Below are 14,556 nucleotides of genomic sequence, written 5' to 3'. Positions count from 1 at the left end.
ATCGGCTCACAGCCGGTATCCCACCCCCGGGACGGTCTCGATGACCTGGGGTTCACCGAGCTTCTTGCGCAGGGTCATCATGGTGACCCGTACGACATTGGTGAACGGGTCGATGTGCTCGTCCCACGCCTTGTCGAGAAGATCCTCCTGGCTGACGACGGCGCCCTCGGCGCGCATCAGCTCCTCGAGGACCGCGAACTCCTTCTTGGTCAGCGCGATCTCCTTGTCGTCGCGCGTGACGAGCCGCTTACCCGGGTCGAGACGGATCCCCGCCCGCTCGAGTACGGGAGGCAGGGGCGGCGCCGACCTGCGGCCCAGCGCCCGCACCCGGGCGACCAGTTCCAGGAAGGCGAACGGCTTGGCGAGGTAGTCGTCGGCGCCCAGTTCCAGGCCCTCGACCTTGTCGTCCACGTCGCCGGCGGCCGTCAGCATGATGATCCGCGAGCCCGACCTCTGGGTGACGAGCTCCCGTGCCACCTGATCGCCGTGGACCTTCGGCAGGTCGCGGTCGAGGACGATCACGTCGTAGTCGATGTAGCCGGTCTTCTCCAGCGCGGCGGCGCCGTCGTACGCCACGTCCACGGCCATCGCCTCTCGGCGCAGCCCGGTCGCGATGGCGTCCGCGAGGACACGCTCGTCCTCCACCACAAGCACGCGCATCAGGGTCCTCCTCAGCTGGAATGACGTCCTCATTCTCGCAACACCCGGCGTAAGCCTGCGGTAAGCGGTTGCCCGCGATCACGTGATGCAGAGCACATGATTTGGGTGGTTTGGGACAAGGCCGCCGGTGGGTACTGGGGGTCTACACCCCAAATTGTCGTGTGCCGGGGAAGGTATTCCCTCCCCAGGATCCGCTGCGGGGTCCGCGCGCGGCACGTTCGTCCCGAGAAAGAAGGTGAGATGGGCGAGTTCACCAGCACGATCGAATCCCGGCTCGACCAGGCCTACAAGGGTCTCGAGGAGGCCAGGTCGAGTGGAGACGCATTCCTCGCCGACGCGCTCACCGCCGAGATCGAAGACCTACGCCGCCTGGCCGACGATCACGGCATCCTGATCCAGCGATAAGACGGCAACAAACTCAAGGGGGCCCACCGCTGCGGTGGGCCCCCTTCGCCGTCTCCGGACGGCGCTCAGTCGTGGTCGGGGTCGAGCGGGGTCAGCAGATTGCGCAACTCCTCGAACAACCCGGGCGCGGCGGACATGACCAGGTCAGGATGGACCGGCCTGCCGCGCAGGCCGCCGACCCTGGCGCCGGCCTCGGCCGCGATCAACCCGCCCGCCGCGTGGTCCCAGTAGTTGGTGCCGCGCTCGAAGTACGCGTCGACCCGGCCGGCGGCGACGGAACACAGGTCGACGGCGCAGGAGCCCGACCTCCGGATGTCCCTGATCCTCGGCATGACCTGGGCGAGCACCTCGGCCTGGACGCGCCGCCGGTCGGCTCCGTAGCCGAACCCCGTGGCCACGAGCGCCCGGTCGAGGGGGACGCCGGTGTTGCACCTCAGTCGCTCGCCGTCCAGCCACGCACCCTCGCCCTTCGCGGCCGTGAACAGCTGGCCGCGGGGGATGTTGTTCACCACTCCGGCGACGATCTCGCCGTCCACCTCGACCCCGATGCTGACGGCCCAGTCCGGCAGGCCGTACAGGAAGTTGACGGTGCCGTCGATGGGGTCGACGACCCAACGGACGGCGCCCTCGCCCGGCGTGTCGCCGCCCTCTTCGCCGAGTACGGCGTCGCCCGGGCGAGCCTGGGCGATTCGGGCGCGGATCAACTCCTCGGCGGCCTTGTCCAGGGCGGTCACGACGTCGGTCGGGCTCGACTTGGTCGCGAGGACCTCAGGCCGCGGGGGGCGCTTGGCGAGGAGCATCTCCCCCGCTTCGCGGGCGATGTCGACGGCCAGCGTCAGCAATTCCCCCGCCGCCGTCCCCTCTCCGCCGTGATCATGCACACCTTCGCGATCAACCACTGTGACCTGCCCCCTCACATTTCGTGATCATGCACAGATTCGAGATCATGCCGTGTGACCTGCGCGAACGCCTCACACGATCATGCAGTCCGGAAATTTCCGGACTGCATGGTCACGGACGCCATCCTCCCAGACCGGCATCAGCCGGCCCGAAGGCCTGCATGATCACGGACGGCGACACCGTAGGTCGTACGGCTGATCGCCGAACCTGTGCATGATCACGAACGAGGTAAGCGCAGGTCACGAGGGATGCGACCGAACCTGTGCATGATCACACCCAGAGGAGGGGCAGGTCAGGGCAGGTGAACACGAACCCGTGCATGATCACCACAAGAGTTCGGCGGGAGTTCGTCTCTCGTTTCCCTCGGCCGATCGCCTGGGCCCGGGCGTCAGGTCAGGGACTCGGGGGTCTCCCAGGGGGTGCCGAGGACGTGCTGGGCCAGGAAGGCCAGCACGGTCTCGTACCAGGCGATTGCGTTGCCCGGCTTGAGAACCCAGTGGTTCTCGTCGGGGAAGTAGAGGAACTTCGACTCGACGCCCGACCGCTGGAGGTCCCACCAGAGCCGCAGCCCCTCCCCGATCGGCACCCGGTAGTCCTTGTCGCCGTGGATCACCAGCATCGGAGTGGAGATCTTGTCCAGCGAGTGGTGCGGCGACAGCCGGGCGTAGCGGGCCGAGCCCGGCGCGCCGAACTCCCGCTGCCAGTACATCGAGGCGTCCGTGGTCCCGGCAAACTGGTCCAGGTTCCACAACGAGGCGTGGGTGACGATGGCCTTGAACCGGTCGGTGTGCCCGGCGACCCAGTTGGCCATGTATCCGCCGAAAGATCCGCCCATGGCCGCGATCCGCTGGTCGTCGATCTCGGGCCGCTTGAGGCACTCGTCCGTGATCGCCATCAGGTCGGCGTGCGTGACGGGTCCCCAGTCGCCCCAGCCTCTGTCGATCATCGACTGGCCGTATCCGGTGGACAGGGCCGGGTCCGGCAGCAGCACGGCGTAGCCGTTCTTGGCCATCAGCCACGGGTTCCAGCGCCAGGACCAGTCGTTCCAGCTCCCCAACGGCCCGCCGTGGATCCACAGGAGGAACGGCGCGGGGTTCTCCGCCGACGCCTCTGACGGCACGACGAGCCAGCCGCGGATCTCCGTCCCGTCCTCGGCGACGGCGCCGACCTCGGTCAACGTGCCCGGCAGGTCGAGGGACGGCGCAGGCGAGGGCAGATCGGTGACGGAGCCGTCCAGGGAGATCCGCACGGGCCGGGGAGCCGAGTCGACGGCGCTGCGCAGGGCGTAGAGCGTGCCGTCGGGGGCAGGGCACAGCTCCTGGTAGGCCCCGTCGTCCGCGGTCACCCGGGTCACGTCGCCGTCGAGGGAGATCCGGTACACCGGCCGGCGGCCCAGGTGGTCGGCCACGATGTAGATCGCGTCCGACGACGGCGCCCATGCGACGGCGGACGGGAACAGTTCGCCGCCCAGGGCACGGCCCTCGCCGGTCTCCAGGTCGACGACCCACAGGTCGAGCGCGGTCGAGAGCTCCTGGTCGCCGAGCCGTTCCCGCGTGCAGGCGACGTACCGGCCGTCGGGCGACACCGCCACGGGGCCGCCGAACTCGTGGCCCTCGGAGGCGGCCAGGGTGCGCCGCGAGCCCGTCGCGACGTCGATGGCGACGAGGTCGGCCCGCATCTCACCGTCCGACAGATAGGCCAGCCAGGTCGTGATGACCGTGGACCCGTCGGGGGTGACGGCGAACGACGCCCTGTCCAGCGCCCGTCCCGGCTCCGGCGTCAGGTCCGCGGCGTCGTCCAGGCCGTGAATGGCGCCGGCGAGCAGGCGGGTCTGAGCGGGCCCGAGGTCGTGGTCCCAGTAGCGGATGGGGTACTGCTCGTGCAGGATCGCGCTGATGCCGGCGTCCTTGCGAGCCTTGCGGCGCTCCTCCTCGGTGGCGGCGTCCCCGGGCAACACGTTGGCCGCGACGATGACCACGCCGCCCGCCGCCCGCACGCCGCCGATCCCGCCGGGCCTGGCCGCGATCCGGCGGGGCTCGCCGCGCTCGGGGAGCAGCCACAACGCCGGAACGTCCTCGTCGTTGTCCTTCACCGTCTCGTCGGGCCGCCGGGAGACGAACAGCAGCTCTCCCTCGGCGGTGAACTCCGCACCCGCCTCGCCCTTCGCCGACCGCGTCAGCCGGTACGCCTCGGCCGAGGGGTCCAGGGGGATCTCCCACAGGGCGGTGCCGTACGACGAGCGGTCCGGATTGAGGGACTGGACCACGGACACCAGCCGGGTCCCGTCGGGGGAGAGCCGCAGCGACACCACGCGCGGCAGGGCAACGTATTCACGGATGTCCGGAAATTGGCTCACCGCTCGAACCTACCCGGATCTCCGCAAGATCCCAACGGAGCCCACCTCCGGCCGCGACCGGACCGGACCGTGCGTAGGCTGGACAGCCATGGGGAGCACCTTGCCTTACGACGCGTTGCTGGTCGTCTCATTCGGCGGACCGGAGAAGCCCGACGACGTCATGCCGTTCCTGGAGAACGTCGTCCGCGGGCGCGGGGTGCCGCGCGAACGGCTGCTCGAAGTCGAGGCGCACTACCAGGGCTTCGGCGGAGTCAGCCCGATCAACCAGCAGTGCCGCGACCTGATCGAGGCGCTCGACGTCGACCTGCCGGTCTACTGGGGCAACCGGAACTGGCATCCCTTCCTGGAGGACACCGTCCGCCAGATGAAGGCCGACGGGGTCAGGAAGGCGGCGGCGTTCGTCACGGCGGCCTACAGCTCCTACTCGAGTTGCCGGCAGTACCTCGACGACATCGACCGCGCGCGGGCCGCCGTCCCCGGGGCGCCGGAGATCGTCAAGCTGCGGCACTACTACGACCACCCCGGTTTCATCGCGGCGATGGCCGACCACACCCGCGCCGCCCTCGAGGCCCTTCCGCCGGCCGACCGGGACGGCGCGCGCTTCGTCTTCACCGCGCACAGCATCCCGGTCTCCATGGCGAGGACCGCGGGTCCGGCGGGCGGGGCGTACGAGGCCCAGCTCAGGAAGGCCGCCGCGCTGGTCACCGAACAGGTGGACGCCGGTCGGTCCTGGGACCTGGTCTGGCAGAGCCGCAGCGGCCCGCCGAGCGTCCCCTGGCTGGAGCCGGACGTGTGCGACCACCTGGAGGCGCTGTACGAGGACGGTGTCCGCTCGGTCGTGGTGGTGCCGATCGGATTCGTGTCCGACCACATGGAGGTCGTCTACGACCTCGACATCGAGGCGGCGACCATGGCCGACAAGCTCGGCATGGCGCTGAGCCGGGCGGCCACCGCGGGCACGCACCCGCGCTTCGTCTCCATGGTGAGCGAGCTGCTGGCCGAACCCGAACCGGTCCGCTGCGCCGCGACCTGTTGCCCGGCGCCGGTGCGCAGGCCCTCCTGAACACTCCGAAGTCCTCCTGAGGACTACGGATATCTCCGGGCGTACGCGGCGGCCAGGCCGAGGACCTTGTCCACGTACGACCACGAGTGGTTGTAGAACCAGACGCTCTTCCTGAGCTTGTCGCCGCCCTGCCCGGCGCCGTTCGCGCAGAGGTATTTCGCGGCCGCCGGGACGGCGTCGTAGGGGCTCCAGATGTCCTTCTCGCCGTCCCCGTCGCCGTCGACTCCGTAGGCCTTCCACGTGGCGGGCATGAACTGCATCGGCCCGAGCGCGCCCGCCGAGGACGGCCCGTTGTTGCGCCCGTGGCCGCTCTCCACCTGCCCGATGGCGGCCAGGACGGTCCACGACAGGCCGGGGCAGACGGTCGCGGCCCGCTGATAGAGCTCCAGGTAGCTGCCCGGCTGTCCGACCAGCCCGGACGTCGACGCTGGCTTCGAGGGGGTGACGGCCGGCGTGCGGCTCGCGCCCACGGTGACGATCTGCGCCTTCTGACCGAGCAGGCGGCCGACCGCGTGCCTGTCCGCCGTGCCGCGTTCCGTGTGGATGAGGACCACGACGCCCGGGGAGAGTCCCAGACGACGCCCCAGGCCGGTGCTGACCAGGCCGTCGACGCCCGGCAGACCGAGCGGGGCGGACGCCGCCAGGCGCACCCGCGGTCCCCCGTCGATCTGGAATTCGGCGCCGAGCACCATTCCCGTGCGGTCGACCGTCCCGCTGTCGGCCACGACCTCGTCGCGCGCCAGCGCGCTCCAGACCTCGGGCTGGTCGGCCACGGGCTTCGGCGTCCACGAGCGGAACTCGGTGGGGTCGACGGCCAGCAGTTGCAGCCCCCGGCCCGACGCGCGCACCGCTCCGCCGTCGGCGCCCGCCACGTCCCGCACGTTCTTCAGGCCGGCGATGGCCCGCAACGTGTCGGCGGAGACGGGGGCGGGAGCGATGGCCATCAGGCTCGGCGGCGTGACCCGCACGGCGGCGACGTCGGCGACGGGCGGGCTCGAGGGCAGCGCCGCGTCGGGGACGGTCGTCGCCGGAGCAGGACCAGGGTCAGGGTCAGGGTCAGGGTCCGGGTCAGGGTCCGAGGTCGGAGCCTGGGTGCCGGCCGCAACGGGCCGTTCACCCACGTCCGCTGAACGCAGCAGTACGAAGCCTCCGGCGATGATCCCGGCGATCAGTACGGTCAGCCCGGCCACAAGAGCACGAAGATGCGCGGACCGGGGAAGAAGACGCACCCGACCCAGGTTAATCCCTTCACCCCAAAGGCGTAAAAATCACTTGCCTTACGCCAGGGTTGTGCGCGAGGGTCGAGCGGCGTACGTCATCGTCCGCGTGCCGTGGGAACGAGGCCCGCGGCCGCCGCCGCTCCCAGCCGGTGTGCCCGGACGCACAGCGTGGTCTCCGCGGTCCCCGGCCGTATCGCGACCACGTGACGACACCGGGCTGAAGGGATGCGACATGGTGGGGCCCTATCGAGGTCTGTTCGGCACGCCCGGGGTCAAGGGCTTCGTCATCACGGGCTTCGTCGGGCGGATCCCCATGTCGATGCTGGGGATCGGCCTGGTCCTCCTCATCTCGGCGATCACGGGCTCCTACGCCACCGCCGGCGCGGTGTCGGCGGCCTTCTCGGTCGCCTACGCGGTGGCCGCCCCGGTGTCCGGCCGCCTCGTGGACAGGTACGGCCAGGCGAAGGTCCTGGTGCCGCTCGTCGTCCTCCACGGGGCCGCGCTCGCGGGCCTCATGTTGTGCGCCCACACGAAGGCCCCCGTCTGGACCCTCTACGCGACCGGCGTGGCGGCGGGGGGCACGGCCACGTCCCTGGGCTCGATGGTGCGGGCCCGCTGGTCACACGTTCTCAAGGGCTCCTCGCAGCTGCACATCGCCTTCTCGTTCGAGTCGGTGGCCGACGAGGTCATCTTCGTCTGCGGCCCCGCCTTCGTGACCGCTCTCGCCACGGCGGTGAACGTGTACGCCGGGCTCATCGTCGCCCTGGTCCTCGCCGTCGCGGGCACGCTGGCGTTCTCGGCGCTCCGCGGCTCCGAGCCGCCGGCCCTCCGGCACAAGGAACACTCGGGCTCCCCCATCGCCATCCCCGGGGTGGCCCTGCTGTCGGGCGTCTTCCTCGCGATGGGCGCGGTGTTCGGCTCGGTCGACGTCATCACGGTCGCCTTCGCCGACGAACAGGGCAGCAAGGTGGCGGCGGGGTTCCTGCTCGCCTCGCTCTCGGGCGGGAGCATGGTCTCCGGCCTGTGGTACGGCTCCCGCGACTGGAAGATCAGCCTTCGCAGCCGCTTCATCCGGGGGTTGTCGGTGTTCGCGGCGGGGCTGACGCCGGTCCTGCTGATGGGCGACATCCGCGCGATGGCGGTGGCCCTGTTCTTCGCGGGGCTGGCGATCTCCCCCACCCTGATCACGGGCTTCTCCCTCATCGAGCGCCTGGTCCCGGCCTCCCAGTTCACCGAGGGCATGTCGTGGCTGTCGACGTCCATCGGCTTCGGCGTGGCCATCGGCGCGTGGGCGGGCGGCCACCTGACCGACACGTACGGCGCGTCCAACGCCTACGGGTTCACCTTCGCCTGCGCCCTCGCCGCGGCGCTCGTCGGCGTGGCGGGATCCACCCTGGTCCGGGCGGAGCACCGCACCAACTGACTCACCCGAATTTCATTCGGGTATCCATAGGCAGCCGCCTATTTTATGAGTAGTGTTCATGTTCCACGACGGGGGCGTGCGGTTTCCACTGCGCGAGGAGGAACATGGGCGCCTTCGTCAACTGGGCACGCAACCAGTCGGTCACTCCCTCGGAGCTCCGGACGCCCTCGTCCGCCGCCGACGTGGCGCGCGCCGTGACGGACGCCGCGAGCAGCGGACGGCGGGTCCGCATGCTGGGCACCGGGCACTCGTTCACCGGGGTGGCACTCACCGACGGGATCCTCCTCAGACCGGAAGAGCTGACCGGGATCATCGAGACGGGCGACGGCCGGGTCAAGGTCGCCGCCGGCACGCCGCTCCGCGTGCTCAACGAGGAACTGCAGGCACGCGGGCTGGCCCTGGCCAACATGGGGGACATCACCGCCCAGACGGTCGCCGGCGCCATCCAGACCGGCACCCACGGCACGGGACGGGAGATCGGCGGTCTCGCCGACCAGGTCCTCGAGATGGACATCGTCCTGGCCGACGGCTCGACGGCCACCGTGAGCGAGGGCGACCTGTTCGACGCGGCGCGGGTCGGCCTGGGCGCCCTCGGCATCCTCACCGCAGTGACGTTCCGGGTCGAGCCGTCGTTCCTCCTCCACGCGCGCCGGGAGCCGATGTCGTTCTCCGGCATCCTGGACTCGATCGACGAACTCACGGGCGACAACGAGCACCTCGACTTCTTCTGGCTGCCGCACACCGACACCTGCCTGGTCAAGCGGAACAACCGCTCCCCCGGCCCCGCCCGGCCGCCGGGCGCGTTCAAGCACTGGCTGGACAACGTCTTCCTGGAGAACATGCTCTTCGGCGCGATGTGCGCCCTCGGGGACCGCCTTCCCGGAACCATCCCCCGCATCAACGGGCTCTCCGCGAGCGTGCTGAGCGCGTCGGAATGCGTGGACACCTCATACAAGATCTTCACGTCGGTCCGGGAGGTGCGCTTCCTCGAGACGGAGTACGCCATCCCCCGCCACCACCTCGCCCAGGCCCTGCGCGAGACGCGGGACCTGATCGAGCGCTCCGGCTGGAAGATCACCTTCCCGGTGGAGGTGAGGGTGACGCCGCCGTCCGACGCATGGCTGTCCACCGCGTACGGCAGGCCGTCGGCGTACATCGCGTGCCACATCTACCGCCCGACGCCGAACCCCGCCTACTTCGCCGGCGTCGAGGAGATCATGACGAGGTTCCAGGGCCGCCCGCACTGGGGCAAGCTGCACACCCGGGACGCGGCGTACCTCCAGACCGTTTACCCGAAGTTCGCCGACTTCCAGGCGTTGCGTGACAGGCTTGACCCTCTCGGGCTGTTCGCCAACGACTACCTCGACCAGGTGCTCGGCGCGGCACCGGCGAATTCCCCGACGGAGGGCTCGGAAACCACGGCCACGTAAAGAGAAGGCCCACATGGCGCGTTCCCGGCGTGTCGGGTTGCCTCACCTGGCCGGTTTGCGGGCACATTGCGAGGCACGGGCGGCCTGAGCCCGGCGTGCCACTCGAACCCCGGGGGAGCAAGTGCACATCAACCCCTCCCGCTGGTGGGGCCTGAGGGCCCATCCGGCGGGGGCCGCCACGACCTCCGCGGCGACCACGACGCCCTCCGTCGCCGTCCCGGCGCCGGGGCGGCCGCGGCCACGGACGGTGAGCGCGCATCACCTCAGGAAGAACGACCCTCCGTTCTCTCGCGTCATGAGCCGACTCCGCCCCGCGGGGCGGCGCCGTACGGGACAATCCGTCGAGAACACCTGCCCGCTTGCCGTAGCCCGCCGGGCTGTAGCAAGGTGAGCGCGGAAAATGTGACCGGCGTCACAACATCTGCCCCACCCCTCGGCGAGGCGATGTTCGGACATGCCGGGTACGGTGCTGGAAGGCAACCGGCTCACGCGAGAAACTCAAGGGTCCGGGGGAAGACGCAGCACGATGACGAAGGGACTCGCATGCAGGAGCTCCGTCTCGTCGCGGTAAGTGAGGACGGAACGTATCTCGTCCTGGCCACGGCCGGACGGGGCACGCGGTTCACGCTTCCCGTCGACGACCGGCTCCGCGCCGCGGTCCGCGGCAACTTCTCCCGTCTCGGCCAGTACGAGATCGAAGTGGAGAGTCCGTTGCGCCCCAAGGAGATCCAGGCCCGAATCCGCGCCGGTGAGACGGCTGAGGAGATCGCGGCCACCGCCGGCATCCCGGTGGAACGAGTCCGCTGGTTCGAGGGACCCGTTCTCCAGGAGCGCGAGTACATGGCCCAGCAGGCGCAGCGCGTCCCGGTCCGCCTGCCAGGAGAGACCACCCCCGGCCCGACGCTCGGCGACCTCGTCGCCGAGCGGCTCACCCGCCGTGGCGTGCCCGCCGACGAGATCGACTGGGACTCCTTCAAGCGCGACGACAACCTGTGGCGGGTGAGGCTCGGTTTCGTCTGGAACGGGCACACCCGCAACGCCGAGTGGCTGTTCGACCCGCGCCGCCGCCACATCACCCCGAACGACGACGAGGCCATGCGCCTGTCGGCGGCCGAATACGTCGAGCCCCAGAGCGACGACTCGACCGTCCGCCCCTTCGTGCCGAGGCTGGCGGCGAAGCTCGCCCCCGTGGCGCAGCTTCCCGGCTCGTCGCTGCCCGGCCGGCAGGACACACAGGGACGCGCCGAGCACGGTTACGACCGCCCTGCGGTACGGCACGAGCCGCCAGCAAGACTCGACCCTCCGCTGCGCCAGGAACCCCCCTCGTGGCACGAGCCTCGCCACGAGGAGCCTCCGGCCTACCGGCCCGAGCCGCGTCACGAGGAGCCCGCGGCGTACCGGTCCGAGCCCGCGCCGTACCGTTCCGAGCCCGCGCCGGTGCCCTTCCGGCTGCCGGAGCCGCTGGTTGAGCCGGACGAGATGGAAGAGCCTCCCGCCTTCCGGCTGCCGCAGGCGACGCCGGTCACGCACGCTCCGACGCCGCTGCGCCCGGTCGCGGACGACCGGCACCTCGACCACCCGGCCGTTTCCGCGCCGGAGTTCACCGCGCACACGGTTCCCGAGTCCACGCTCCCCTTCGCCGCCGAGCCTTCCGAGCCTGAGGCGCCCAAGCCCGTTCTCGACGGCCCGGGACAGTCGCGGGACGCCGTCTCGGAGCCGGCGACGGAGCAGGAGACAGAGCAGGAGACGGCCGCGACGGACTCCGCCAGCGAGACGGACGCTCCGGCGCGCGAGGCTTCGACTGCGGACGCCGCGACGGCGGTCGCCACCGCACAGGGCGAAGACACCACAGAGCAGCCGCGCGTCGAATCCGACGCCGGAGAGCCCCAGGAGACGGCCACAGCGGACACCGCGGGGAGCTCCGAGGAGTCCGCGGACTCCGGGCAGTCCGGAGACAAGGCCGCCGGCGCCGCGGCGGCGGGATCCGCTCCTGCGGAGAAGCCGGCCGAGACCGCGGTCGAGCCTGCTCCCACGCCTGCTCCTCAGCCGGTCCCCCGGCCCGCTCCCCGGCCGGTTCCCGCACCTCCGCGTGCCGCCACCGGAACGGCGGCAGCCGCCGGCCGGCCCGCGGGCGGCGCTCCGGTCCCGGCGTCCGCCTCGAAGGAGACGGAGAAGGCCCAGCCGGCGCCGTCCAAGCCCGCCGCTCCCGCCACGACCGGACGTGAGGTGCCCGCTCAGGCGCCCGCGGCCGCTCGGACCGGTGCCCCGGCCGCGAACGGCAACCGCCCCAGTGGCGGAAGCGCCGCCCCGGCCCCGGCAGCCAAGGCGACCGGCAGGGACGGCGCCGAGCCGGCTGCGAAGGACGAGGCCGCCAAGGCTCCCGCGAAGGAACCGGTGAAGACCGCCGTCAAGGAAGCGCCCAAGGACGCGAAGCCGGAGACGCCCGCACCGCCTGTTCCGAAGCCGGCTCCGGCGCGGCCGCGGAAGTCGCGGGGCCGTCGTGCTTCCGTCCCGACCTGGGACGAGATCATGTTCGGGACGCGCAAGCCGGAGTGATCGCCGCCCACCTCGTGTGGGTCGCCCGGGCTGCCTCTGCGGAGCCGGCCCGGGCGAAGTGCCCGCCTCGCGTGACCGCTACTGAGTATCAGCCGCGCCGGCCTGAGCCTGCGGGGCGAGGAACGGGCGGATCCAGTCGGGAGTGACCTCCGCGGCGAACTCCACGCCCTGCTCCTGTCCGGTGTCGATCGCGGGATATCCGCCGGTTCCCGCTCCGACGCCGGCGACCACGGTCAGCACTCCCGACGTCCGCTGGAACACCGTCTGCCGCAGGGTCCAGCCCACGACGGCACGGCGCTCCACGACGGCCTGCGCCCGGCGCAGCGACCCGCTGCGCACCGACAGCCTCGTGCCGTCGTAGGCGTGCCCGAGGGAGCGGTACCGGTCCAGCCCGAGGGGTATTCCGAGCAGCGCCAGGACCAGGGCCGCCAGCGCGGCCACCTCCCATCCCAGCAGGCCCGCCGCGGCGGCGACGGCCAGCCAGGGAGCGATGGCCCGGAACAACCTGCGGCGCCGCGCCTGAGGCGGGTGCGGCCGCAGTGGAGCGGAGAGGGGCCCGACGGCGTCCGAGGCGACCGCGGTGGCGAACGTCCGGGGTGCCACCGGCAGCAGTTGCCCTCTGGTCTCGGAGTCGCCGAGGCCGGTGACCACCGCCCACAGCCGCACGACGTTGAACCGGCGTTCGATCAGGCCGTCGACCAGCTCGTATCCGCGGATCCTGCGGCGTTCCAGCGAGACCGTGCGGCGCGTGACCAGGCCGCGCTCCGCCACGAGATACCCGTCCCGGGTGCGCAGGGTGAAGTCCCAGTTGAAGACGGCGTACATGACGCCGCCGGCCACGGGCATGGCGAGGATCAGCAGCACCGCAGCGGCGACCAGAAGGGCGGGGTGTGCCTCCACCCAGGCGAACGCCGCCCGCGCCGTCCGCGCGTCGACGCGCAGTTCGCCGCTCACCTGGAAGGCCAGGCCGACCGCTCCGGCGAGCAGCGCGAAGGGCGTCAGCAGGTACGCCCCGGACAGCGGGCCGTACCTGAGCCAGGATCGGGGCACGCGGCCGACGACTCGCTCGTCGTGGTGCTCGGACGCCCGCCCGGGAACCGCCCCGGATGCCTGTCCGGATGCCTGTCCGGCAGCGCCGCGGGCGACGCCGTCAGGGGTGCCGCCATGCGCGGCGCCGTCCGGTGCCGTGACCTCCGTTGCCGCGGGCGAGCCTTCCGGCCGGTGGAACGGTGTCACCGCACGACGGGCCAGCAGCACCGCCCGGAGGTTCTCCGCCTCCTCGAGGGTGAGCGCGTCGAGTTCACCCTCCTGCTCGTCGCCGCCCGCGCCCGTGTCCAGCTTGAGTACGGCGAGGCGGAGCAGGCGGTGCAGCGGCGGGGTGGTGATGTCGATGCCGCGGACCCGTTCCAAGGGGATCGTCCGCACCGACCGGCTGATGAGCGCGCGGGTGAGCTCCAGCCGGTCGCCGGTGACGCGGTAAGTGAACGTGGCCCAGCGGACGACCGCGTAGACCACCGAGCCTGCCACTCCGAGGGCCGCCCAGCCGAACGACGCGGGCGAGAACCCACCCGCCACCAGGACTCCCGCGAGGGGCAGCAACAGCCCGGGCAACATCCGGATCGGGTCGATCAGCAGGACGCGCGGGCTCAGCCGCCGGGGCGTCCCCGCGTCTCCGTACGGCGTCGCGCCCGGAGGGACGGGGTGACCGCCCGGCCCCGGCGGCCCGGCCCCCGGCCGAGCAGAGCCGGACTGCGCGGGCCCGGTCTGAGCCGGCTCAGACCGAGCAGGACCGGGCTGGATGGGACCGGGCTGGATGGGGCCGGGCTGGATGGGGCCGGGCTGGATGGGGCCGGGCTGGGTCGGCTCGGGCCGAGCAGGCCACGGCCGCCCCGGCCCGGACGGCGCGGGACCCTGCTGTCCGGGACCGGGCTCTGTCATGTCGCGTCGTCCCTGAGTTCCTGGGCCCGGCGGGCCAGTTCCGCGGCGAAGCCGGCGGCCACCTCGTAGTCGAGGCCCTTGATCGTCGACGACCCGGCGTGCGACGCGGTGCGGATCTCCACTGTGGCCAGGCGGAGCGCGCGCTCGAACCAGCCCTGCGCCTTGTCCACGGTCTGGATCCGGCTGACGGGCACGAACACCCATTCCCTGCTCAGCCAGCCCGATCTCGCGTACACGACGTCGCCCGACAGCTCCCATCGATGCACGGCGTAACGCCACAGCGGTTCGATGATCACCAGTGGCGCCGTCACCACGCCGACGACGAGCGGCAGCAGCCACGCGTTGTCGGACAGCCAGCCGGGCAGGGCCGACCAGTCGCTCCGGCCGATCCAGTACGCGAGCAGCAGGGCGCCGCCGAAGAAGACGGCGAACCCCATCAGCGACTCGATCAGCCACAGGACGATCGCGCGCCGTGACACCCGATGGGCGGGATCCCGTAATGGACCTCTCACAGCCCCACCCTAAAAGACCGAGGCCCTCCGTCAGCGATATGTCAGCGGCTGATTGCGACGCTCAGTGAACTGTCAGTGGCATGCCGCAAGGTG

Annotated in this window: 11 protein-coding genes; 5 read left to right on the top strand and 6 right to left on the bottom strand. The window is 71.4% G+C overall.

Going from position 1 to position 14,556, the window contains the following annotated elements:
- Positions 1–6: 6 nt before the first annotated feature.
- Complete coding sequence (locus tag Pph01_RS16470; RefSeq protein WP_204073956.1) at positions 7–660, bottom strand: response regulator transcription factor; 654 nt, start codon at positions 658–660, stop codon at positions 7–9.
- Between the two features lie 240 nt (positions 661–900).
- Between Pph01_RS16470 and Pph01_RS16465 the strand changes: the two genes are divergently transcribed.
- On the top strand, positions 901–1,065 hold the full coding sequence (locus Pph01_RS16465) for a hypothetical protein (RefSeq protein ID WP_203951515.1): 165 nt from the start codon (positions 901–903) through the stop codon (positions 1,063–1,065).
- Positions 1,066–1,130: 65 nt separating this feature from the next.
- Here Pph01_RS16465 and Pph01_RS16460 read toward each other — a convergent pair whose 3' ends face one another.
- Complete coding sequence (locus Pph01_RS16460) at positions 1,131–1,964, bottom strand: inositol monophosphatase family protein (protein ID WP_275412837.1); 834 nt, start codon at positions 1,962–1,964, stop codon at positions 1,131–1,133.
- 389 nt (positions 1,965–2,353) lie between these two features.
- Positions 2,354–4,321 carry a S9 family peptidase gene (locus Pph01_RS16455; RefSeq protein WP_204073955.1) on the bottom strand — a complete coding sequence of 656 codons (1,968 nt, stop codon included), beginning with the start codon at positions 4,319–4,321 and terminating at the stop codon, positions 2,354–2,356.
- A gap of 88 nt (positions 4,322–4,409) precedes the next feature.
- Between Pph01_RS16455 and Pph01_RS16450 the strand changes: the two genes are divergently transcribed.
- Positions 4,410–5,384, top strand: a complete 975-nt coding sequence (locus tag Pph01_RS16450) for a ferrochelatase (RefSeq protein ID WP_204073954.1) — start codon at positions 4,410–4,412, stop codon at positions 5,382–5,384.
- A gap of 23 nt (positions 5,385–5,407) precedes the next feature.
- On the opposite strand, the gene Pph01_RS16445 is transcribed toward Pph01_RS16450, so the two are convergent.
- Positions 5,408–6,613 (bottom strand): lytic transglycosylase domain-containing protein, encoded by a 1,206-nt coding sequence (locus Pph01_RS16445; RefSeq protein WP_239116749.1) that lies wholly within the window; start codon positions 6,611–6,613, stop codon positions 5,408–5,410.
- Positions 6,614–6,836: 223 nt separating this feature from the next.
- Between Pph01_RS16445 and Pph01_RS16440 the strand changes: the two genes are divergently transcribed.
- The 3 genes from Pph01_RS16440 to sepH all read left to right on the top strand — a co-directional run bounded on the left by Pph01_RS16440 (position 6,837) and on the right by sepH (position 12,013).
- Positions 6,837–8,027 (top strand): MFS transporter, encoded by a 1,191-nt coding sequence (locus Pph01_RS16440; RefSeq protein WP_204073953.1) that lies wholly within the window; start codon positions 6,837–6,839, stop codon positions 8,025–8,027.
- A 104-nt stretch (positions 8,028–8,131) separates the two neighbouring features.
- Positions 8,132–9,457, top strand: a complete 1,326-nt coding sequence (locus Pph01_RS16435; protein ID WP_204073952.1) for a D-arabinono-1,4-lactone oxidase — start codon at positions 8,132–8,134, stop codon at positions 9,455–9,457.
- A 543-nt stretch (positions 9,458–10,000) separates the two neighbouring features.
- Entirely contained in the window at positions 10,001–12,013 is a 2,013-nt protein-coding gene (gene sepH / locus Pph01_RS16430; protein ID WP_204073951.1) for a septation protein SepH, read from the top strand.
- A 78-nt stretch (positions 12,014–12,091) separates the two neighbouring features.
- Here sepH and Pph01_RS16425 read toward each other — a convergent pair whose 3' ends face one another.
- Positions 12,092–13,951 (bottom strand): PH domain-containing protein, encoded by a 1,860-nt coding sequence (locus Pph01_RS16425; protein WP_239116748.1) that lies wholly within the window; start codon positions 13,949–13,951, stop codon positions 12,092–12,094.
- Positions 13,948–14,463, bottom strand: coding sequence for a PH domain-containing protein (locus tag Pph01_RS16420; RefSeq protein ID WP_239116747.1), 516 nt, complete (start codon positions 14,461–14,463; stop codon positions 13,948–13,950). The genes Pph01_RS16425 and Pph01_RS16420 overlap by 4 nt, the downstream gene beginning before the upstream one ends.
- Between the last annotated feature and the right edge of the window lie 93 nt (positions 14,464–14,556).

The organism is Planotetraspora phitsanulokensis (assembly GCF_016863295.1).
Classification (GTDB): domain Bacteria; phylum Actinomycetota; class Actinomycetes; order Streptosporangiales; family Streptosporangiaceae; genus Planotetraspora; species Planotetraspora phitsanulokensis.
Note: the sequence above shows the minus strand (reverse complement) of the source record. Positions and strands in the feature narration are given on the sequence as shown.

Bases quoted from the DNA above. Each gene is read 5' to 3' on its own strand.
- Pph01_RS16470 (WP_204073956.1), bottom strand. From the start codon at position 660: ATGCGCGTGCTTGTGGTGGAGGACGAGCGTGTCCTCGCGGACGCCATC.
- Pph01_RS16465 (WP_203951515.1), top strand. From the start codon at position 901: ATGGGCGAGTTCACCAGCACGATCGAATCCCGGCTCGACCAGGCCTAC.
- Pph01_RS16450 (WP_204073954.1), top strand. From the start codon at position 4,410: ATGGGGAGCACCTTGCCTTACGACGCGTTGCTGGTCGTCTCATTCGGC.
- Pph01_RS16440 (WP_204073953.1), top strand. From the start codon at position 6,837: ATGGTGGGGCCCTATCGAGGTCTGTTCGGCACGCCCGGGGTCAAGGGC.
- Pph01_RS16435 (WP_204073952.1), top strand. From the start codon at position 8,132: ATGGGCGCCTTCGTCAACTGGGCACGCAACCAGTCGGTCACTCCCTCG.
- sepH (WP_204073951.1), top strand. From the start codon at position 10,001: ATGCAGGAGCTCCGTCTCGTCGCGGTAAGTGAGGACGGAACGTATCTC.
- Pph01_RS16425 (WP_239116748.1), bottom strand. From the start codon at position 13,951: ATGACAGAGCCCGGTCCCGGACAGCAGGGTCCCGCGCCGTCCGGGCCG.